This window comes from Burkholderia sp. SJZ089, assembly GCF_007828315.1.
Lineage (GTDB): Bacteria > Pseudomonadota > Gammaproteobacteria > Burkholderiales > Burkholderiaceae > Burkholderia > Burkholderia gladioli.
On record NZ_VIUM01000030.1, the window covers coordinates 50,377 to 72,160 of the forward strand.

A 21,784-nucleotide genomic window follows, 5' to 3' on the forward strand; every position below is an offset into this window, starting at 1 on the left:
TCAGCGCACCATCGAATCTCGCCCGGAGGTGCGCGCGATGAGTGCCGGCATCCTCGCGCGCCTGCTCGAGCATAGCGCCCGTACCCCGCACAAGACGCTCTACACTCGGCTCGACCGGGGGGAAAGCGTCGCGGAGGAGCGCAGCTACGCCGCGCTTCTCGAGCGCGTCGCGACCATCGCCGCGGCGCTGAGCGAAGCCGGTCATCGCGGCGAACGCGCCTTGCTGCTGTATGTCAATCCGCTCGAATTCATCGAGTCGTTCCTGGCCTGTCTGGCCGCCGGCGTAACGGCGGTGCCGGTCGCCGTGCCTTCGCCGAGGCATCTCGACGCGATCCTGCCGATCGTTCGCGACGCCAGTGTGCGTTGCGTACTGGCCGGCCGGCGCGAGCGGCAGACCCTGCGACCCGGCCTCGACGCCCTGGCCGGACTCGCCTGGCCGGAACTCGACGAGCAGGCGCTGAGCGGACTTGCCCCCGACCTTCGACTGATCGAGGCGGCCGCCGCCGGTCCCGCCGAGCGCATCGCCTTTCTGCAATACACCTCGGGATCGACCGCGCAGCCCAAGGGCGTGATGGTCAGCCACGGCAATCTCGACGCCAACGAACGGGTCATCGCGAACGCGATGCGTATCCACCGCGATTCGGTAGTGGTCGGCTGGCTGCCTCACTACCACGACATGGGCCTGATCGGAAACCTGCTGCAGCCGCTTCACCAGGGGGCGCAATGCGTGCTCATGCAGCCGACCGACTTCATCCAGAAGCCGCTGCGGTGGCTGCGCGCCATTTCGCGTTTTGCCGGCACGGTCAGCGGCGGCCCCAACTTCGCCTACGAGCTGTGCCTGAAGCGGATCGATCCGGCCGAGCAGGAAACGCTGGCGCTGCGCCACTGGGAGGTCGCCTTCATCGGCGCCGAACCGGTGCGCGGCGAGACCGTGGCGCGCTTCGTCGAACGCTTTGCGTCGCAGGGCTTGCGTGGCAGTTCGATGTTCCCGTGCTACGGCATGGCGGAAAGCACGCTGTTCGTCGCCGGCGCCCGGCACGGCCAGGGCGCCGCCGCCATCGGCTTGCGCGCGAACGCCTTGAGCGTCGGCGCGGCGGTCGTGCGCGCCGAGCCCGACGAGCCTGGCGCGGCCTGTTTCATCGGTTGCGGCACGGCTGCCCCGGGCACCGCGCTGCGCATCGTCGACCCGGATCGCCACACCCTGCTGCCGGACGGCCGGATCGGCGAAATCTGGCTGCGCGGCGCGAGCGTCGCCCTGGGTTATTTCGGCAATCCGCAGGCGAGCGCGGACAGCTTCGAGGCTCGGCTGGCCGACGCGCCCGCCGAAGCGCATCTGCGCACCGGCGACCTCGGCACGGTGGTCGACGGTCAATTGCTGATCGTCGGTCGGCTCAAGGACATGCTGATTGTGCGCGGCCGCAACTATTACCCGCAGGACGTCGAGGCCTGCGCCCAACAGCTCGACGAGGCGCTCACGCCCGGCGGCGGCGCGGTGTTCCAGTCCGACGAACGCGTCGTCCTGGTCCACGAGCTGAGCCGCCAGGCGCTGCGTCACGGCCAAGCCGCGCGGATCGCGGACGCGGTGCGCGTGGCGGTGATCGAGGGTTTCGGCATCGCATTGCACGATATCGTGTTCATCCGGCCCGGACAGTTGCCGCGCACGACCAGCGGCAAGGTGCGCCGCGCGCAGTGCCGCCGCTTGTACGAGTCGCGCGGCTTCGAGGCGCTCGACACCGCCACGCCCCTTGAGGTCTGATCATGCAACCATCGCCTTCGTCGCCGCGCGAGAGCGCCACGCGCCGCCAGCCACCAACGCTCGCCGCCAGCGGCGGGCGTCTCGTGCAACGCGCGCATGCTGGCCTGATCGTGCTGGTGCCGACGCTGGCCGCGCTTTACGGTGCGCGGGAAATCGCCGACGGCACGGTGCGCGCATGGCAGTGGGCGCTGCTCGCATCGGCCGGCTTCCTGACCATCCTGGCGATCACGGTGGGTTTCCATCGCCTGCTGACCCATCGCGCGTTCCAGACCGGGTCGGTACTGCGCGCGGGCCTCGCCATCCTGGGCTGCATGGCGGCTCAGGGGCCGCCGCTGTACTGGGTCGGCAATCATCGCCGCCATCATCGTTGCGTGGACAGCGGCGCGGACCCGCATTCGCCCCTGACCGACGGCGAGCGCAGGCTCGGCCGATGGCGCGGCTTCTGGCATGCCCACAGCGGCTGGACATTCCGCCACGACCTGGTCAATTCGCTGCACTACTGCCCGGACCTGCTGCAGGACCCGGTGGTGCGCTGGGTCGGGCGGCATTACTTCAAATGGGTCGGCGCCGGCATCGCGCTGCCCGGCCTGCTCGGACTGGCCTTCGACGCGTCGTGGCACGGCCTGCTCGACGGCGCGCTGTGGGGCGGCCCAATCCGGCTGTTCGTCACCTATCACCTGACCAACGGCATCAACTCGGCGGCCCACCTGTGGGGCTACCAGCGCTACCCCACCGGCGACAGCAGCCGCAACAACTGGTTGCTCGGCATCTTCGCGCTCGGCGAGGGCTGGCACAACAACCATCACGCGGATGGCTCGGCCGCCCTGTTCGCCCGGACGTGGTACGAACTTGACACGGGCGGCGTGTTCATCCTGCTGCTGGAACGGCTCGGGCTTGCGTGGGGCGTGCGTCGCCCATGCAAGCGGGACCACGAGCCGCCGTCGCCACGCGGCTGACGCCGCCGCGAGCCTCCCCCGACTCCCACCTTTCTCTTGCCGACCCCAGCCATGAGCGAAGCAGATCCCCCGTGCGCGATCGAAACCGCGACGCCATCCCGCTACAAACGAACCGTCGACAACCGCCTGATCCGGCGCATCCAGCACGTCCATACCGCGATCGCCACGGCGGCGGGCTTGTCCGGCGTGCTGGCGGCGGCGGTGCTGCAATTCGCCGTGGCGCCGGTCTCGCGCGCGGCGATCGCGATCTTCCTGACGTTCTTCCTGCTGGTCGGGATGGGGCTGACGATTGGCTATCACCGCTTGTTCACGCACCGCAGCTATCGCGCGCCGACCGCGCTGCGGGTGACGCTCGGCATCCTCGGCTCGATGGCGGGACAGGGCCCGGTGATCTTCTGGACCGCCCTGCACCGCATGCATCACGAACTGGCGGACCGGGAGGGCGATCCGCATTCGCCCAACCTGGTCGGCCCCGGCTGGCGCAACCGCCTGCGCGGTATCGCGCATGCCTATATCGGCTGGACCTTCACGCATGACGTTCCGAACGCGAACTTCTACGCGCGCGACCTGCTGGCCGATCGCGCGATCATGTGGGTGAACCGCCACTACTACTGGTGGATCGCGCTGGGCATGGTCTTGCCGGCCGCGCTCGGCTGGCTGCTCACGCGCAGCGCCTACGGCGCGCTGGAAGGTTTTCTGTGGGGCGGCCTGATCCGCATGTTCGCGCTGCATAACGTGATCTGGTGGATCACCTCGTTCGCGCACGTGTTCGGCAGTCGCGACTACGCCAGCCGCGATTTCAGCACCAACAATTTTTGGCTCGCGCTGCCCACCCTGGGTGAATCCTGGCACAACCACCATCACGCCTTCCCTCGCGCGGCGATTCTGTCCTTCGCCTGGTGGCAGATCGACATCAGCGGCGGCGTGATCGCAGTGCTCGAGAAACTGGGCGTCGTCTCGGAGGTCTGTCGGGTCACGTCCGCGGACCGGCAAGCGCGCCGCGTCCGCCAGGCCTGAACCCAGGCTGCCTATCCCCCCTACCAAGGAAACATGATGGCCGAGATGACGTTTGCCGAACACGGTGCCGCCCCCCTTCCGAGCGACGGCGCTGAGCCGGGCCGGGAAGAGCGCATCGTTCAGTGGTTGCGGGAATACATCGCCGACATCCTGCGCCTGCCCGTGGAGAAGATCGAGGTCGACGCGAGCTTCCAGCAACTCGGCCTCGACTCTTCCGCCGCGGTCGGCATGACGGGCGACCTTGCCGACTGGCTCGGGGTCGAGATCGATCCCGCGGCTGCGTATGATCATCCGTCGATCGGCGCGCTCGCCGGCATGCTGGCGGCATGAGCATGGAGACGCTCGACGCAGCGACCGCTGCCGCGACGCCGACCGGAGCGTCGGCCGAAGCGATCCAGCACCACTACGACGTGGGCAATGCGTTCTACGCGTTGTGGCTGGATTCCACCATGACCTATTCGAGCGCCTTGTGGCATCGCGACGACGAGGACCTCGAAACTGCCCAGCGCAACAAGCTGGACTGGCATCTGGCACGCGCAGGCAGCGCCGGAGCTCGACGCCTGCTCGACGTGGGATGCGGCTGGGGCGGCCTAATCCGGCGCGCGCTCCAGGGCAACCCGGACTGCCATTGCACCGGCCTCACGCTGAGCCGGGAACAGCATGCCTTTCTCGGCGGACTCGACCCGCATCGCGTCGATGTGCGCCTTGAGAGCTGGGCCGATCATCAAGCGCTCGCCCCCTACGACGGCATCGTCTCGATCGGTGCATTCGAGCACTTCGCGCGGCTCGACCAATCGCGTGAAGAGAAGATCGCCGGTTACCGGGATTTTTTCCGCTTCTGTTCGCGCAACCTGGTCGAGGGCGGCCACGTGTCGCTGCAGACCATCGTCTACGAAAACTCGGCCCGCCAGCACTTCAGCCAGTTCTTCGAGCAGACGATCTTTCCGGAGTCCGATCTGCCCCATCTCGCGGAAATCGCCGAGGCCTCGCAGCATCTGTTCGAGATCGTGGAGTTGCGCAACGACCGCCATCACTATGCCCGGACGCTGCGCCAGTGGAGCGCGCGGCTGCGCCAGCGCCGCGAGGAGGCAATCGCCCTGGCCGGCGAGCGCACCTATCGCGACTACGAGAAATACCTGGCCCTGATGGTGGTCGCCTTCCATACCGGCAGCATGAACCTTAGCCGGCTCGCGCTGCGCAGGCTGCCCGCCGCGCAAGCGTTCGCGACCGTGCGCTGATCATGGCACAGCGCCCCATCGCCATCATCGGCATGGCCGGCCGCTTTCCGCGGGCCCCCGGCATCGAGGCGTTCTGGCAGGCGCTGCTCGAGGCGCGGGCCTGCGTCGGCCCGGTGCCGCCGCAGCGCTGGGATGCCCGGTGCGTGGCAGGCGACGCGCCGGGGCAAGCGGGCCGTACCTACTGCCCGACGGCCGGCATGGATGCCGACGGAGATTGTTACGACGCCGATTTCTTCGGCCTGGACGATAGCGAAGCGCGTAGCCTCGATCCCCAGCAGGGCTGCATGCTGGAGCTGGCCTGGCACGCCTGCGAGGATGCCGGAATCCCGCCGGCCAGCCTGGTGGGCCGGGAGGTGGGCGTCTATCTCGGCGTGAGCACGCGCGATTTCGACCGCCGCATGTCGGCGCTGTTCGAGCACATCAATCTCCAGACCAGCACGGGTGCCAGCGGCGCGGTGATCGCCAACCGGCTGTCGTACGTGTTCGGCCTGACCGGGCCGAGCGTGGCCATCGATGCCGCGTGCGCGTCCTCGCTCGCGTCCATTCACCTGGCCTGCCGGGCGCTGGAGGACGACGAATGCGAGCTGGCGCTGGCGGGCGGCGTGCAGCTCATGCTCTCGCCCGCCAACGGCATCGCGTTCGCCCAGGCCGGCATGCTCTCGCGCGACGGCCGCTGCAAGCCGTTCGCCGCGGATGCTGATGGCTTCGTCTGCGGCGAGGGCGCGGGCGTGCTGCTGCTCAAGCCGCTGGATCTGGCGCGCCGCGACGGCGATCGCCTGCGAGCCGTGATCCGGGGCAGCGCGATCAACCACAACGGGCGCAGCAACGGCCTGTCCGCGCCCTACCGGGCGGCCCAGTCGAAGGTCATGCGCGCCGCGCTCGAGCGCGCTGGCGTGGCCCCGGCCTCGATCGCCTACGTCGAGGCGCATGCCCCGGGCACCCTGCTCGGCGACGCGATCGAATTCCAGGCCATCCGGGAAACCTACGGTCCGGGACGCACCGAGGACGAACCGTGCCACGTCGGCTCGGTCAAGTCCAATATCGGCCATCTGGAGGCCGCCGCCGGCGTGGCGGCGCTGATCAAGGCCGCGCTCGCGGTCGAGCGCGGCGTGCTGCCGGCCAGCCTGCATTGCCATCCCCCCAGCCCGCTGCTCAAGCTCGACAGCGACGCGATGCGCGTATGCGCCCGGACCCAGGCCTGGCCCGCCGGCGACGCGCCGCGTCGCGCGGGTGTCAGCGCCTTCAGCTTCGGCGGCGCCAATGCCCACCTGATCCTCGAACAGGCCCCGCTCGTCGCGCACGAGCCGCCCGTCGCCCCCGACGCGACGCCGTGGCTGCTGTTCGCCAGCGCCCGCAGCGAGCCCGCGCTGCATGCGCTGTGCGAGGCCTATCGTGAACACCTGCAGAGCTTGCAAGAGGCCGGTGCGGGACGTGCACTGCTGCGCGATTTCTGTTCGAGCACGCTCGCGCATCGGCAACATCATGCGCATCGCCACGCGCTGCTCTGTTGCGGCTGGCAAGACGCCATTGACGGCCTGCAGGCGATCGCACCGGGCGGACCCGGGACCCGGCGCTTGCGGCTCGGGCTCGCGCCCGGCGTAATGGGCGACGGCGCGCTCCCGGTCGGATTTCCCGTGGGCTGGCAGGGCCTCGCCAAGCCTGCGCCGGCCGAGGCCACGGCCAACGAACCCGCCGCGCCGGCCTTGAGTCTGCTGACAGCCTTGCTGGCCCTGCTGGGCATGCGCCGGGTCGATACCGGCGAACTCGCCGGATCCGCCCTGCTCAGCGAAATGATGCGCGCCTGCCGGTACGCCGGCTTGATCGCGAGCAAGGGTTTGCCGGCCGGCGCCGCCGATTGCCTGGTATTCGCCGATACCGATGCCGACACGAGCGCCGCCGCGCCCGCCGATATCGCCTGGCGGCCCGCCGTGGATCACGCCGGATATGCCGGCCAATGCGCCGGGCTCGTTGCCGCGCTGTATCGCCAGGGCTTCTCGCTGCGCTGGAACGCATTTGCGGCGCTGGACGGATTTCGCCGTGCCGAGCTGCCTCTGTATCCGTTCCAGCGCCGCCGCCACCACGTGATTCCCGACCACCTGCTGGCCACGCTCGCCTGAGCGCCAGCGCCGATTCCTTCCTTTCCGATCATCACCATGAGCACAACTTTTCTGTCTCACCAGGACGCCATCCAGCATTGGCTCGTGCAACGCTTCGCCCAATTGGCCGAGGTACCGGCGCAGAGCATCGAGGTCGAGCGACCGTTCGCCGACTACCAGCTCGACTCGGCCGTCGCGGTCACCGTCAGCCGCGAGCTAAGCGAGCAGCTTGGCCGGGACCTGCCGATCACCCTGTTCTGGGAGTATCCGACCATCGCCGCCCTGTCGGCCGCACTGGTCCAGCCGGCCTGAGCGTCGCGCCACGAGAGTCCGCCATGTCCGCCACCGCGCTCCCAATCAGTCCGGCCTCGCCGCCGCACGCGGCGCTGTTCTTCAATCCGCGCCACCCCGATTTCAACAAGGATCCCTACGCTTGCTACCAGCGCCTGCGCGACCAGGATCCGGTGCATCGCAGCCCGTTAGGGGTCTGGTTCCTCGGACGGTACGAGGACGTGCGCGCGGTACTCAAGGATCGCCGCTTCGGCGCCTGGGATATTCCCTCCCAGTTGCGCAAGAAGAACGCCATGCTCAAGTCGCGCCGGATCTCGCCGAACCAGCCCGACAACCTCGACGCGCTGATCGCCAATTCGGAAAACTGGTTCGCCTTTCTGGAGGCGCCGGATCATACGCGGCTGCGCGCCCTGGTGTCGTCGGCCTTCGAAAAGCGCAACGTCGAGAAGATGCGTCATGTGATCCGACGCTGCGCCGAGGACCTGCTGGACCGTCTGCATGGCGCCGATACCCTTGACGTGATGGCCGACTACGCGTGCCAGTTACCGCAGAACGTGATCGCCGCCCTGCTCGGCCTGCCCGCCGAGGATTTTCCGCAGTGCGTCGCGTGGGCCAACGTGATCAGCCGCATCTTCGATCCGTTGGTCTCGCTGGAGGAATACGCCCGGCTCAATCAATGCTCGATCGAGTTCATGGACTATCTGCGCGGCCTGATCGCCAGGCGCCGCGCCGAACCGCGCGACGACCTGATCAGCGCTCTGATCCAGGCGCGCACCGGCGAGGATCGACTGAGCGACGCCGAAATGATCTCGACCATCATCGTGGTGTTCGGTGCCGGCGAGGAGACCGTCATCAGCATGATCGGCAACGGCGCGCTGGCCCTGATGCGCCATCCCGAACAGCGTCGCCTGCTGCTCGCACAACCAGGCTTGATGAACAATGCCGTCGAGGAAATCCTGCGCTACGACACGCCCCTGCAGATGACCTCGCGTACCGCGCTGCAGGAGGTGCAGATCGGCGGCAAGACGATCCGCGAGGGAGACCAGGTCTACGTCGCCCTCGGCTCGGCCAACCGGGATCCGGAGCGCTTCACCGATCCGGACGTGTTCGATATCCGCCGCGAGCGCATCCATCACCTTTCGTTCGCCGACGGCGCTCACTATTGCGTCGGCTCGCAGCTCGCGCGCATCGAAGCGCAGGAAGCGTTTGCCGCCCTGCTCGATCGCTTCCCCACGCTACGCATGCTGCCGCAGGAGCTGAGCTATCGCGAGCACACCGTGCTACGTTGCATGAACCATCTGTTCGCGAAGCCCTAGCGTGGAGCCCCACTCGACGGCGGCCCGCGCGTGGCTGGCCGGGCTCGAGGACAAGCCAGCCGCCAGCCTGACGCTGCTGTGTTTCGGCGCTGCCGGCAGCGGCGGTAGCCAGTTCATGGCCTGGAATCGCCAATTGCCGCCTTGGCTGCGCGTGGTCGCCGTGCAATTGCCGGGACGCGAGCGCCGCCACCGCGAGCCGCCGTTCACCCGGCTCGACGCCTTGGCGGATGCGCTGGCCGCGGCGATCGAGGCCGCCAGTCTCGAGCCCTTCGCCTGCTTCGGCCACAGCTTCGGGGCCCTGCTCGCCTATGAGACGATCCGCGCACTGCGTCGCGCCGGCGGCACCCAAGCCTGCCATCTGTGCGTGGTGGGGCGTGACGCACCGCATTTGTCGCTGGCTTATGCCAAGACCTACCACCTGCCCGACGCGGAACTCGTCGCGATACTGCGCCAGCACGGCGCGTTCGACGCACGGCTGCTCGATGCCATGGACCTGCTGCGCTTCTTCCTGCCGCTGATCCGGGCCGACCTCGAAATGAACACCGAATACGTGCACCGCTGCGAGCCGCCGCTGACACTGCCGCTGACCGCGCTGCGCGGCACCGACGACCCGGTCTGCGACAGCACCCGCCTGCAACGCTGGAGCGAGCTGACCACCGGCCGCTTCGACGAGCGCAGTTGCAGCGGCGACCACTTTTTCTTCCGCGCCCGGCCGGCCGAACTATTCGAGATCCTGAGCGCCACGCTTGCGCCCTACGCTGATCGAAGCGAGGAACCCGCTTCCCGCCCACCGGGATGATTCCGCTGCGTGCCGATATTCGTTGATATCGCCTCCATCCCGAAGCGCGCATGCCTCGTCCCGCACCGCAGCTTCCCGCTCGAATCGCGCATTCCAATTTGAATCCGGCAAGGCCGCGCAGAACGAAAATCGCCGACCGGGTCGCGCGAAAACGTTTGCGCGGTATATTATGTGAGCATGCCTGAATTCAATCGGAACGGATTACCGCTAGTTAGCGGGGATTCGTCTCACTATTCGCCCGTCGATCACGAAGGACGCTGACCTCCTCGTATATCAGAAAATCACTTTAAAAATGAACGATGATATAAATCATTTCGTATAAGCCATTATCTTTTCGACTGCGTTAAGTTAGCTCTTGAATCTGATTAACCTGGATCTTCTGCCTGCATTGCAGGCCTGGCGACTCAGGATCACCTTTCCGCAAAACCCACTGTTTTCTTTCCATTACCATCTATTCGAGTGCTTTTCGAAAGCAAAATGGCAGGAACGGAAACTTTTACTGAATTGGAATTTCAAGGTATAGCGTATTTTCACATCGGTGTTGAAGGCGAAAATCAAGCAGTGCTCCACTATCGATCAATATAGATCGAAGTGCGGAGGCAAATCCGGAAGACATGACAATGCATATCGGAGGCTGCATGGGCTGGCAGACAAAACGACCGATGAAGATATTCTCGTCGCGCGGACTCGGTTGCGAGAACTCGATACGCATTTACGAGCAAGGCGCAGATATCCTGATCGAGCGTGAAACGATGATCGGCGCGGGCCGAGAAGGAGAAGTCAGTTTCACCTTGATGTATGCGGATGCCGCGATTCGCGTCAAACAGCTTATCGACAAGGATCCGGACAGTGATCTCGGCATGCGGGCCGTGGAATTTTTGAATGGCCGGGTTCAGGCACGGCTCGCCAAGCCGGCAGTAAAAACTGAGCCAGCCAGAGATCCGCTTCAAACCCTGGCCGCCGTCCGGTCGGAAGCCGAATTGAGTCGCACGATATCCGAGCTAACCACACGTCTGGGCGCAGTCGCATTTTGCGCGATGTACGTGAATTTCGATCCGCAGACGCGCCAGCCGCGCACACATGTGGCCTTGGTCGACGGCGACCGCGGATTTTTTCAGCTCTACGTGCAGCGGCGCTGGTTCGCGATCGACGCCTTGCTGACGCATGCGCTCGCCTCAAATCGCCCCATCTACAGCTCGACGACAGGCCTGCTCGAAAACTTGCAAGGCAGCTGGTACGACATGGGCGTGGCAGCCCGCCAGCATGGCTTGTGCAGTTGGGCAGGTTTTCCGACTCATCGTCCGGGGACGCACGATTTCGGCGTGCTCTACCTGGCTTCGCCGGTTCTGCCCGCGGACGGCGGCGAGCGCCCGTTTCAGGAAAGCGCGATGTACCTGCGTGGCTTGGCGGCGGAGATCTTCGACTGGCAACTGGCGGCGCGGCGCGCCCGTGATATCGAGGCCTGCGATTTCAACTCGCGCGATCTGCGGGTATTAAAAGCGGTTGCCGCCGGCAATACGGCCAAGGACATTGCATCGGTGCTGGAACTCAGCGAACGCGATGTGCTGAAGCGTATTTTCCCCGAGGTGGTCGCGAAGTCCGGCTCCCGGAACATCCGCGACGCGGCCCGTTACGCGGCCGATCGCGGTCTGTTGCCGACGCTCGACGGCAAAAAGCTGGTGTATGTCGCCGTGTCCGATCTGCTCGGCGTTTATCTCGGCTCGCATTTCGGCAAACCGCTATGGTCGAAGCCCGACCCCGCCGCTCGTCCAGGTGCATTTGCGTTCGCCACCGAAACCGAGGGCCGTGAAATCCTCGGCAGCATCGGTGTCGACACCGGCTATCGGTTCGTCAGCGTTGAAGTGGAGCAATCGGCCGAAACCGTTTCGGAGGAGGCCTGTATGGCGTTCGGCCTGCCCGGCTGGAGCGCATGCAACACATCGTCGAAGGTCGCGCCGGCGGAAAACGCGCCGCAGCGGGCCAGACGGGACAGCAGGTCAGCATCCTCCAGGTCGGGCTGGACCCAGCAGGCGCGGCTGGCTTGATGACATCCCGGCCGTTCAATGCGGATCGCCCTTCATGCCACGGACGAACCGCGTGGGACGATCCGGGTCACCCCAGTGCAGACCCGGCTCGCCCCAGGATGATTGCAGTTCGGGAGGCTCCAAGCTACGTTTGATTGGCATGCCGGATCGTCGGCAACTCGCCCATAGCCGGACGGCCCGGACCACCTTGAGCTTGCTCGCCTACCGATGACCTCTCCGAATCCCATTCCATCCTTCAAGCGACGGCGTTTTCTGCAATCGCTAGCCGCGATCGCCTGTTTCTCGGGGCTGCGAGCGGGCGCCCTTGCGTCCGTGCCGGCGGGGGGCGGCAGGTTCGCCTGCGTGCGCCCGGGGGATCCGGGCTGGCCGTCCGAGGCGGCATGGCGCGAGCTCGACCAGCAAGTCGGCTACGGCCTCGTCAGCGTACGATCACCGCTCGAGGCCTGCATCTCGGCCCCCGGCCACGGCGCGTGCGGGGCGTTGTTCAAGGCGCTCAAAAATCCGTACTTTATTGGCGACGACGTCAGCCTAACGCAATCGCTCGGCTGGGTCGACGCCTGGACCTCGGCACCCAGCGTCTATGCGGTGGTCGCCCGCAATACCAGCGACGTGGTCGCCGCAGTCAATTTCGCGCGCCGCAACGCCCTACGCCTGGTGGTAAAAGGCGGCGGGCACAGCTATCAGGGCACCTCGAACGCCCCAAACTCGCTGCTGGTCTGGACACGCAGGATGAACGATATCGTGCTGCGCGACGCCTTTGTCGCCGACGGTTGCCAAGCGCATGCCGCTCCGGTGCGGGCCGTCACGATCGGTGCCGGCGCGCTATGGGCACATGTCTACGATACCGTCACGACCCAGGGTGGCGGTTATGTACAAGGCGGCGGCTGCATGACGGTCGGAGTGGCCGGCCTGATACAGAGCGGCGGATTCGGCAGTTTCTCGAAAGCCTACGGCCTCGCCGCCGCCAGCCTGCTCGAAGCCGAGGTAGTGACGGCCGATGGCCAAGTGCGGCTGGCCAATGCCTGCACCAATCCGGACCTGTTCTGGGCGCTGAAGGGTGGAGGCGGCGGCAGCTTTGGCATCGTCACGCAGCTGACGCTGCGCGTCCACGAGCTACCGGAGACGTTCGGTGCGGTCAACATCACGATCAAGGCAAGATCTGCTGCCGCGTTTCGCCGACTAGTCGGCGCCATGATGGACTTCGGTCGACAGAACCTCATCAATCCGCACTGGGGCGAACAAATCACGCTGCGCCGCGACAATGTCCTCGACGTCGCGATGGTGTTCCAGGGATTCGGCCGCAGCCGGGCGCAGACGATCTGGCGACCGTTCATGGATTTCGTCGCTCGTGCGCCGGAGGATTTCACTGTCCGGTTCTGGCCGCCGAAGATCGTGGCAGCCTCGGCTCGCAGCTATTGGGCACCGACTATGCTCAAGAAGCTGTTCGGTTTCGTCAGCAGCGACGATCGACCCGGCGCGCCGAAGGCCAATATATTCTGGCCGGCCGACCGCTGGGATGCCGGCCACGTGCTGCACGGCTACGAATCCGCTTGGCTGCCGGCCGGCCTGCTGCACGACGACCGGCGCCACGCGCTCGCCGACGCGCTGTTCGCGGCGTCACGCCAATGGGATATCACGTTGCACTTCAACAAGGGGCTAGCCGGAGCCAGTGCCGAGGTGATTGCCGCCGCTGGCGACACGGCGATGAATCCAGCTGTACTGGACGCATTCGCGCTGCTGATTTGCCAGGCAGCGGAGCCGCCCGCCTATCCCGGGATTCGAGGTCACGAATGTCATGTCGCGGCGGCACGTCGCGACCGGCAAGCCGTGGCGCGCGCGATGGCGGAAGTGCGCAAGCTGGTACCGAACCCAGGCTCCTATGTGGCGGAAAGCAATTTCTTCGATGCGAACTGGCAGCGCTCATTCTGGGGAGCGAACTACCACCGGCTGCTCGCCATCAAGGAGAAATACGATCGCGATGGCCTGTTCTTCGCCCATCATGGCGTTGGCAGCGAATACTGGAGTGCCGACGGCTTCACCCGGGTGAGCTGAGCTGCGCTTCAAGAACGCTCGGAAAATTGCTACACGGCGTGCCGGCGCCTCGCCGGCCTGTCGACTGACCGTTCCTGGCCGAAAGCGGCCCGGCGCGACCGGCTGTAGCCGACCCTTTCCCGCCGCTCGTGTATTCGCCCATCAGTGACGGCTTGCCGGCTTGAACGGTCGTCAGATGACTAGGTGGCAACGCAAACGTTTGTTTCTCCCACGACCGTCTCAAGACAGTGTCGGCAAACTGTAACAAATACGAAGACAGCAACGCTGGGAAGTAGTTAGAGCTTACAGAAACATGAGATTTCATCTAACCTTAGTTGCGTCACGAATGGTTACAACAAGTCGGCACAATTTTCCACTTTTCCAACGCATGAGGCCGTTGCTATGAAAGCTAAGTTTCTGGTGCCAGTAAGTACGCTCGCTGCAGCGATGGCTGCCCAGCACTCCAACGCGGCCGTGGTTACCCCGACCATCGGCACGGAACACCATGGCGCGTCCGCGACAATCGACGGTCTCGATTCGGGTAAGGCGTCTCAGGATCTGAACGTCAAAGCAGGCGGCGAGGCTTTCAAATTTGTTTTAAAGCGCTCGGAAGCCGGACAACTGATGGCTTATCACAGCTCACACTCGTCGCACGCGTCGCATAGCTCACACTCGTCCCATAGCTCTTCGTCTTACTAGGCATGGCTAGCATGAGCTATAAGATCGACTTCGATCGAGGCGCTTTCGAAGTCGATGTCATTCAGAAGGCGGCGTATAGATTTATCGATCGGATGAGCGTTGAATTCCAGCTTGATGAAAAATACGTGCATTGCACGGTGGGCTTGAACTCACAAGAAGTCGACCACGACGCTCTGATTCAGGACTTCCATAAGGAAGTCCTCGATCAGGCCCTTCGGAAGCAGGTCGCTTCAGAAACCGAGTCGATCAGACATCTCATTCTTGCACACGCATTTTCGCGTACAGGTCTGACGTAGGAGCCGGATGTGGCCAAGTTTCTCCCGCCGTCCGCGTTCGACGCGAACGGCGACTATCAGTTGTTGCCGTTCAACTTCACTCAATTGGATGGCGAACGCTATGTCGTCACCAATATGGCAGGCGAGTATGTCACGCTTGGAAGACAGGACCTTAAGCGTCTCGTCAGCCACGAATTGCGCCCTGACGAGCCAGTCTTTCGTAGTGCGAGAACGAAGCATCTGATTGAGGTCAGTGGCGACCAATCGCCTCGCGAACTTCTCGCGCTCAAAGCGCGAACCCGTTATCAGCGCCTCCCGAACTTCACCAACCTCCACATTTTCGTCGTAACGCTCCGTTGTGACCATAGCTGTCCTTATTGCCAAGTATCGCGGCAATCGGAAAATCGCGAAGCGTTCGACATGTCTCGCGAGGTCGCCAACGCGTCGATCGATTTGATGTTCCGCTCTCCGTCGCCGGCATTGAAGCTTGAGTTTCAAGGTGGCGAGCCCCTTCTGAACTTCGAGCTTGTACGGTACATCGTCGAGAAGGTGGAGCGACGCGCGAAAACAGAATCTCGTGAACTGGAGATCGTCATTGCGACGACGCTGTCCCTCGCCACGCAAGAAATTCTTGAATACTGCCGCGACCATCGGATTCTGCTTTCGACATCTCTCGACGGTCCCGCCGATCTGCATAACCGAAATCGTCCCAGACCTGGACGGGACAGCCACGAACGCTACGTCGCCGGGCTGCAACGTGCACGTGAAATCGTCGGCTTCGATAGGATCTCGGCGATGACGACAACGACGCAACACAGCCTGTCACGTGTCGAAGAAATCATCGACGAATACTTGTCGCTGGGTTTCGGTGGAATATTTCTGCGTCCGCTTTCGCCGTATGGATTCGCGGTCAAAACGAAGGCTATCAAGTCGTACGGGCTAGCAGAATGGCTGCCGTTTTACTTTGCAGGGCTGGATTACATCATTGACCTGAATCGGAAGGGGGTTCCTTTCCGGGAGCATTACGCGTCGCTCGTTCTGCAGAAGATGCTGACTTCCAACGATCCCGGGTACGTCGATCTCATGAACCCGGCGGGTGCGGGTATCGCTGCTGTGGTCTGCAACTACGACGGCGGCGTGTTCGCTTCGGACGAGGCGCGAATGCTCGCCGAGATGGGAGATATGACCTTCAAACTGGGTCATGTTTTGCAAAACAGCTACGAAGAGATTTTCCTTTCTGATGTCTTGCTGAATGCGCTTGAAGACTCCTTCACTCTTTCAGTTCCGATGTGTTCGGAATGCGCGTTTGAACCATACTGCGGCGCCGACCCAGTGTACGCGCATGCCATTCACGGCGATGTTGTCGGACGCAAGCCCTCCTCGGATTTCTGTCGCCGGAACATGGCGATATTCCGCCGCCTGATCACGATCATGGAAACTGATCCGGAAGCCAAAGCAATTTTTCAGGGATGGGTTGCGGCATGCTGACCTTACGCGGGAAAGTCATATCTATTCTTCCGATAGAACAGCTGACGCCGAAGGGCGAGGTGATTCCCCGTGCAACGTCATCCACAACGCTGCTGCCTGTCGTATCAGGATCACGACCTGTCACAGCTGCGATCCGCCGCTTGAGCGCCTTTTTCTTGCGCGACGGAGACATTCCCGACGGCTACAGCCACTACCTCGTCCTCGAACGAGATGCAGAGCGCTTCCCAGCGCATATGGTCGATTCATCGCTCGTAGTGCTCTCCGACGAGTTTGCGTATATCGGCGACGGCGACATCGTTCGATTGAACGCCGACCAGAAAAGTATTCGCGTGTTGTACCGGCACGGCAGTCCGCACAACAGCATCCTCATGACTGAGCAGTGCCAGCACTACTGCCTCATGTGTTCACAACCGCCGAAGAATATCGACGACAGCTGGCTGATCGATGAGAATCAGCAGTTGATCAGACTGATGCCCCGAACAGTCAAAGCTCTAACTCTTTCTGGTGGTGAGCCTACTCTGTTTGGCAATCGGTTCCTTGAAACGGTCAGACTGACGAAGAACTTGCTTCCCCATACCAAAGTCCAGATTCTTTCAAATGGGCGGGCCTTCGCTCATCGTCCTTTCGCAGAGGATTACGCGGCCATTAACCATCCGAATCTAATTGTTGGAATTCCGTTGTATTCGGATGATGCGTCTACCCACGATTATATTGTGCAAGCAAAAGGCGCGTTCGATGAAACTGTTCGAGGCATCCTGAATCTTAAAGAACTCGGGCAAAAGGTCGAGATCCGCGTGGTATTGCATGCTTTAAGCATTCGGACACTCGAATCGCTTGCTAACTTTATAGCCAGGAATCTCACATTCGTCGATCACGTAGCGCTTATGGGTCTGGAAATAACGGGATTCACGAGGGCGAATATGGATTCGTTGTGGATCGATCAATTTTCCTATAAGGATATTCTAAGCCGGGCAGTTGGTATGCTGGAAGCCTATGGCATTCCTCTGTCGGTTTATAACCATCAACTCTGTCTTGTGAACGATGACGTGCTGCGAGCATACCGGCGCTCGATATCGGATTGGAAGAACGAGTACGTAGAGGCTTGCGACCCGTGCAAACGCAAACATGAATGTGGCGGCTTCTTTTCGTCGGCGGTGCAACACCGATATAGCGAGCATATTCGACCGTTCGGAAGCGAACATGCGAGTTGAGCGACAGAAGGCGACTTTGCTTTTCGATAGCATCGATTGCCTGCCTGGCAGGGTAGGCGCTTCATCTCTCGGAGAGCCCGCCCACTTCGGTCGGAGTCGGGGGAAAATCTCAACCAGAAGAACAGCCCCGCAAAACATCAAGGGGCCTGAGGCTGGCGCATGCGAACCGTTGCCACCACCCATTTCTGGGGAACCTCGCCGTCGGTATCCTTGCTGGTCAGACTCAAAAAGCGAAAACGGCTGCGATTCCATCGCTTTCGAAAACAACGTACGGATGTGAACCTCGCCCTCCTGACCTCGTCCGCGATCAGAACGGATTCTAGCAATACTCGCGCTCGTTACCGGCGGTTAATTGATGAGCCCGTTCACAAGCACCGTACGACGAAGGACGGCAAACTGGCGGCAGCCGCCCGCATCCCGTGACCGACGAACGTCCGCAAAGACCGACAAAGGTGCGTTGAGTATTGGGCGGGTTTCGGAGTGGATAAGCCGTTCGAGCGACCACCGCATGACTCAGGCGAACGGCAGCAAGTGGCCGTCAGCCGTCAGCCGTCAGCCGGGGTACCTCCAGCGCCGGGCGAACTGGATGTTGGAGCGGGACAAGGACCATTCGCTGCCGCAGTTCGCTTCCTAGTGTTCGGTGCGTACAGTCGGGCTGCTCGAGAGCGGCGCTTCCGACACCCGGCATCTCGCCGAGAGCAGCCGCTAGTGCTCGGCCAGCAGCGCCGCGTACAGGTCGTGCGCCTGGACGTCCAGGAACCATCCTCCCGTGGCCACCCCGCGCTCGAGCGCTGCGTTTAACGCCGATTCCAGCTCCCCAGCACGGCGGGCGAACTTGACCGCGGTGGCCTCGCCGATGAACCCGGCGACCACCACCATGTGCAGAGGATCATGACGCCGTGTTCCGCCCCTGCCTCGCCTGCAGCGCGACGAGCACCGTGTGGTACTGCATGGTCATCGAGTCGACGGCTTCCTTTGATAGCGGCAGAGGCTTTCGCTTTACGAACCGTGTCAGCCTGGAATGGGCCGCGTGCTGCTTCAGCTTGGACAGCGAAGCCCCAACTGAATGGCACGTGGTCGCACGCCATGAATTTGAGACGGCAGGGCTCGTCATTCTAGACACACTGACTACCGGGGGCGCCGTAATTCCCGATCGTGAGCGGCGCGGAGAAAAATAAATTTCGTAACTTAATGAAAGTATTAAGCTGCCTCTATAAATAAGTGTGTGCGGACTAAAACTTAAAATGTTAGAGAGTTAAAGCTGTCAATAGTGACAGTTGATGGTGCGGCCGACGAATCGTTAAATAGCCACGCTGTTGAAATGATCATACCTTTTCAGCAGTGAGTAATTCGAGCGCCATTCACCTTGGAGGGTCCATAGGGGGATATGCGTTCGGACCATTATCAAAAACCATTTTAGGGGCACTTAAATGACCGCATCTCTCCAAGACATCAGCCAAGAGCAGGTTGATGCACTGAAACAACAATCCCAAGCGGCTTACGACGCGGAAGTGAAAGCTCGCCAGGAGTTGGCCGGCCAACGGCCGGCGCTGGAGCCCGTACTCAATCAAAAGGTACACCCGCAGAGTCTTTGTGGGTGCGGGTGCCAGCAAATCATCGGCGGCTACTTTTGCTTCGAAGGGTGCGGCTGCAGTTGCAACTGTGGCCCGCAAACGGAGACGATCCAGATCTCGGGGGGGCCGATCGCTATCGGCCCCAATGCTCCTCACTCGGGAACCATGGTGACTTTCACCGGGCATGCCACCGGTCAGGGTACGTCCATCAACATTCAGAATTTTTATTTGCAGGGAACTGTTGTTGACGCCGAAAATGTGATCGGCGTCAACCTCGCATTGACGCTCACGATCGGGAACGGCCAACTGACCATGACGATCAACGATCCGGCTAATGGGCGCCCGCTCGCGACGCTCGTTCATACGACCGGATATGGAAATGCAGCCGGGCAGTTCTACGGCACTGGCTACGGCATGTTTATCCGGGCATAACCCGCAAGATCGAGGGGCATTTCCTACGGGGCGCTCGTAATTACATGGTGGTCGCTGGCTATAGGCACCACGCGTTTGGCGACGGGCCCCCGGTCCCGCCCTCGACACTCCTAGACCGGAATGGAAACTCGCGTGGCGTCATGCACGCGAGTTTCACATGGCGGCCCGAGGTCCGCCTCGCCGAAGCCGTCGTTCGTCGCCACGTCGCTGCGACCATAGCCTTGCCGCACATCGAGACAGGGCGCGCGGCGCCGGCTGTCCGTCCCGAAGCCTGGTGGTCTAGCCCCGGGAACTTCCACATCGCTCTCCCCCGGCGAAGCGTTTGACCCTCGCCAGCACTTCCTGCAGCGTGGCCAGCGGCGTGACGCGCAGCTGCCGCTCGTGCTCGGCCAGCAGCGCCGCGCACAGGTCGTGCGCCGGGGCGTCCAGGAACCATTCTTCCGTGGTTTGCCCCCGCTTGAGCGCGGCGTTTAACGCCGATTCCAGCTTCCCCAGTACGGCCGGATCGATCTTGACCGCGGTGGCCTCGCCGATGAGTCCGGCGACCACCACCATCTGCAGCAGGATCATGACGCCGTGTTCCGCCCCCTGCCGCGCCTGCAGCGCGACGAGCGCCGTGTGGTACTGCATGGCCATCGCGTCGACGGCTTCCTTCGATAACGGCAGCAGCTTTCGTTTGCCTAACTGCGTCAACCGAGATCGGGCCGCATGCTGGTTCAACTTGGATACGGTTTTTGGCATGGCGCAAATCGGATCAACTTTGGACAGTGTTCTGCGCGAGCGGGTCAGCTCGCCGAGCAGGCCGCTGCCGCCGGCGCGGCGCCGGCGCGAATGAGCCGCTCCTCGCTCATCGCCGAGATCTCGGTGGCCAGCAGCGGGTGCCGAGCGCGCTGGCCTCGACCGGATCCCGCGTGGCCACCGCGTCGAAGCGCGTGGCTCACGAGCTGGACCTCTCCCCGGACCGTCTGCGCCGCCTCAGGATCCACCAGGATCGCGATCGCCTCGAGCGTGGAAAGGAGGTCATCGAGGCCTGGCCGGTTGGTCGCGCGCGTGTCCGAAGGCACCGCACGTTGCGCCTGGCTGGCGTGGAACGCCGCCAGCCACCGGTCGAGCGCCCTTGATTCCGCGGGCGCCAGGCTGAGCCGAATGGACTCCGGCACGCCGTCGGCGACCGCGAACACGCCGACCACCGTGTGGCGCTGCGCGCGCCCGCGTGCCTTGCTCGAGGCAGGCTCCTTCACGCGCGCCGGCGACGCTCTAAGGAGCGTGATGCGTTGTCCGTTTTCTTGTATCAGCATGGCCAAATCGTCGACTATTGATTTTTTAGCATACGCCCCTGCGTCGGGCGTTCCCCGGCGCTGCACGCCGGGTCGGGCTTTCGCGCTGCGCGCCGAGCCCTTCGGTCTCGGCCCTGCGGGCTTCAATCCCTAACGCGAACCCCTCAACCCTAGACAGCCGGGGCTACGCCCCGATTGGGCGCTCGCCGCGCGGCGTGCGCGTTCTGCCCCACCACTCGCCCCCGCCGATCCCGCCAGTTCGCCGCCCAAATCCGCGACCGTAGCACGTCCGCGTGTCCGCGCAAGGGTTCGCTCCGCCGGCCGCTTCGCAGCCGCCCTTGCGCAGCCCCGCAGCCGCGCTCCGTGTGTCGCAGGGCGACGAACTCACGGGACCGGCGGCAGCAGGAAGCCGAGGTCGGGACGAAACGGCACAACCCCTACGCGGGGCGCCAAATCTTCGGTCCCGGTCAGCTCGACACCCAAACCACTTTCTTTGGAGCCAATGATGAACCGGAATGCCTATTTTGCACGTTCCCACGCCCCGCTGACCGACGATCAGATCCGCGCGGCCGCGCCGTCGATCTTCGCTGAGGCCAAGCACGAATCGCGCTCAGACCGCTACGCCTACATCCCGACCATCAAGATTGTCGAGAGCCTGCGTCGCGAAGGTTTCCAACCCTTCATGGCGGCGCAAACGGTGGTGCGCGACGAGGACCGGCGCGAGCACGCGAAGCACGTGCTTCGACTGCGGCATGCGTCCCAGCTGGCGACGGGCGATTCTCCCGAGATTCTCCTCGTCAATTCCCACGATGGATCGTCTTCCTACCAAATGATGGGCGGATTTTTTCGGAAGGTCTGCAGCAATGGGCTGGTGGTCGGCAACTTCTCCAAGGAGGTTCGCGTGCGCCATACCGGCGACGTGGTGGACGAGGTTGTCGGCGGGGCTCACCTGATTCTCGACGGCTTCGACCTGATCCGGGAATCCAAGGCCAGCATGGAAGCCGTGAAGCTTTCCGAGGACGAGCAACACCTCTTCGCACGCGCGGCGCTTGCCGTGCGCTACGACACCACCGAAGGCCCGGCCCCGATCACGGAGAGCCAGGTGCTGCGCGCACGCCGCAGCGAGGACGCCGGAGATGACCTGTGGACCACGTTTAATCGCGTCCAGTTATGAGGAGCTCCCCATAACTGCACTTATGTGGATAACGCACTTACGTGGAGCTTCGCCGGCGACCGGCAGCGAGGGGCGGGTCTCAGCTGCTGCTCTCCACATAACTGGCGCC

19 protein-coding genes and 1 pseudogene are annotated in these 21,784 nt (G+C 63.5%); 17 read left to right on the forward strand and 3 right to left on the reverse strand.

Annotated elements, in window-relative coordinates; translation table 11 throughout:
- Window positions 1-37: 37 nt before the first annotated feature.
- The 15 genes from FB600_RS34730 (at window position 38) to hxsC (ending at window position 17,218) form a co-directional block, all read left to right on the forward strand.
- Window positions 38-1,756 carry a fatty acyl-AMP ligase gene (locus tag FB600_RS34730; protein ID WP_226285248.1) on the forward strand — a complete coding sequence of 573 codons (1,719 nt, stop codon included), beginning with the start codon at window positions 38-40 and terminating at the stop codon, window positions 1,754-1,756.
- Window positions 1,757-1,758: 2 nt separating this feature from the next.
- A complete protein-coding gene (locus FB600_RS34735; protein ID WP_036033355.1) occupies window positions 1,759-2,712 on the forward strand; it encodes an acyl-CoA desaturase in 954 nt (317 codons plus the stop codon).
- A gap of 51 nt (window positions 2,713-2,763) precedes the next feature.
- Window positions 2,764-3,729 carry an acyl-CoA desaturase gene (locus tag FB600_RS34740; RefSeq protein ID WP_036033356.1) on the forward strand — a complete coding sequence of 322 codons (966 nt, stop codon included), beginning with the start codon at window positions 2,764-2,766 and terminating at the stop codon, window positions 3,727-3,729.
- 33 nt (window positions 3,730-3,762) lie between these two features.
- A complete protein-coding gene (locus tag FB600_RS34745; RefSeq protein ID WP_226285247.1) occupies window positions 3,763-4,059 on the forward strand; it encodes an acyl carrier protein in 297 nt (98 codons plus the stop codon).
- A gap of 2 nt (window positions 4,060-4,061) precedes the next feature.
- On the forward strand, window positions 4,062-4,967 hold the full coding sequence (locus FB600_RS34750) for a class I SAM-dependent methyltransferase (RefSeq protein ID WP_226285246.1): 906 nt from the start codon (window positions 4,062-4,064) through the stop codon (window positions 4,965-4,967).
- A 2-nt stretch (window positions 4,968-4,969) separates the two neighbouring features.
- Window positions 4,970-7,084: a beta-ketoacyl synthase N-terminal-like domain-containing protein gene (locus FB600_RS34755; protein WP_105829675.1), complete on the forward strand. Its 2,115-nt coding sequence runs from the start codon at window positions 4,970-4,972 to the stop codon at window positions 7,082-7,084.
- A gap of 36 nt (window positions 7,085-7,120) precedes the next feature.
- Window positions 7,121-7,375 carry an acyl carrier protein gene (locus FB600_RS34760; RefSeq protein ID WP_036033357.1) on the forward strand — a complete coding sequence of 85 codons (255 nt, stop codon included), beginning with the start codon at window positions 7,121-7,123 and terminating at the stop codon, window positions 7,373-7,375.
- A 23-nt stretch (window positions 7,376-7,398) separates the two neighbouring features.
- Window positions 7,399-8,670 carry a cytochrome P450 gene (locus FB600_RS34765; protein ID WP_036033358.1) on the forward strand — a complete coding sequence of 424 codons (1,272 nt, stop codon included), beginning with the start codon at window positions 7,399-7,401 and terminating at the stop codon, window positions 8,668-8,670.
- Between the two features lies 1 nt (window position 8,671).
- The gene (locus FB600_RS34770; protein ID WP_105829676.1) at window positions 8,672-9,469 is read left to right on the forward strand and encodes a thioesterase II family protein; all 798 of its coding nucleotides are present in this window, start codon (window positions 8,672-8,674) and stop codon (window positions 9,467-9,469) included.
- 638 nt (window positions 9,470-10,107) lie between these two features.
- The gene (locus FB600_RS34775; RefSeq protein ID WP_226285245.1) at window positions 10,108-11,514 is read left to right on the forward strand and encodes a helix-turn-helix transcriptional regulator; all 1,407 of its coding nucleotides are present in this window, start codon (window positions 10,108-10,110) and stop codon (window positions 11,512-11,514) included.
- A 207-nt stretch (window positions 11,515-11,721) separates the two neighbouring features.
- Window positions 11,722-13,566 carry an FAD-dependent oxidoreductase gene (locus FB600_RS34780; protein ID WP_036033360.1) on the forward strand — a complete coding sequence of 615 codons (1,845 nt, stop codon included), beginning with the start codon at window positions 11,722-11,724 and terminating at the stop codon, window positions 13,564-13,566.
- A 381-nt stretch (window positions 13,567-13,947) separates the two neighbouring features.
- Window positions 13,948-14,244, forward strand: a complete 297-nt coding sequence (gene hxsA2, locus FB600_RS37550; protein ID WP_105829677.1) for a His-Xaa-Ser repeat protein HxsA2 — start codon at window positions 13,948-13,950, stop codon at window positions 14,242-14,244.
- A gap of 11 nt (window positions 14,245-14,255) precedes the next feature.
- Complete coding sequence (gene hxsD / locus FB600_RS34790) at window positions 14,256-14,540, forward strand: His-Xaa-Ser system protein HxsD (protein WP_105829794.1); 285 nt, start codon at window positions 14,256-14,258, stop codon at window positions 14,538-14,540.
- Between the two features lie 9 nt (window positions 14,541-14,549).
- Window positions 14,550-16,007, forward strand: a complete 1,458-nt coding sequence (gene hxsB, locus FB600_RS34795; protein ID WP_105829678.1) for a His-Xaa-Ser system radical SAM maturase HxsB — start codon at window positions 14,550-14,552, stop codon at window positions 16,005-16,007.
- Entirely contained in the window at window positions 16,001-17,218 is a 1,218-nt protein-coding gene (gene hxsC / locus FB600_RS34800) for a His-Xaa-Ser system radical SAM maturase HxsC (RefSeq protein WP_105829795.1), read from the forward strand. Before hxsB ends, hxsC begins: the two co-directional genes overlap by 7 nt.
- Window positions 17,219-17,923: 705 nt before the next feature.
- On the opposite strand, the gene FB600_RS37985 is transcribed toward hxsC, so the two are convergent.
- On the reverse strand, window positions 17,924-18,097 hold the full coding sequence (locus tag FB600_RS37985; protein WP_226285244.1) for a hypothetical protein: 174 nt from the start codon (window positions 18,095-18,097) through the stop codon (window positions 17,924-17,926).
- A 551-nt stretch (window positions 18,098-18,648) separates the two neighbouring features.
- Between FB600_RS37985 and FB600_RS34810 the strand changes: the two genes are divergently transcribed.
- Entirely contained in the window at window positions 18,649-19,224 is a 576-nt protein-coding gene (locus tag FB600_RS34810; protein ID WP_105829679.1) for a hypothetical protein, read from the forward strand.
- A 279-nt stretch (window positions 19,225-19,503) separates the two neighbouring features.
- Here the strand turns inward: FB600_RS34810 and FB600_RS34815 are convergent, their stop codons facing one another.
- The gene (locus FB600_RS34815) at window positions 19,504-19,965 is read right to left on the reverse strand and encodes a Fis family transcriptional regulator (protein ID WP_105829680.1); all 462 of its coding nucleotides are present in this window, start codon (window positions 19,963-19,965) and stop codon (window positions 19,504-19,506) included.
- A 44-nt stretch (window positions 19,966-20,009) separates the two neighbouring features.
- The gene (locus FB600_RS34820) at window positions 20,010-20,522 is read right to left on the reverse strand and encodes a hypothetical protein (protein ID WP_105829681.1); all 513 of its coding nucleotides are present in this window, start codon (window positions 20,520-20,522) and stop codon (window positions 20,010-20,012) included.
- A gap of 481 nt (window positions 20,523-21,003) precedes the next feature.
- Between FB600_RS34820 and FB600_RS34825 the strand changes: the two are divergent.
- Window positions 21,004-21,669, forward strand: a pseudogene (locus FB600_RS34825) (DUF932 domain-containing protein); the annotation flags it as partial.
- Window positions 21,670-21,784: the final 115 nt, after the last annotated feature.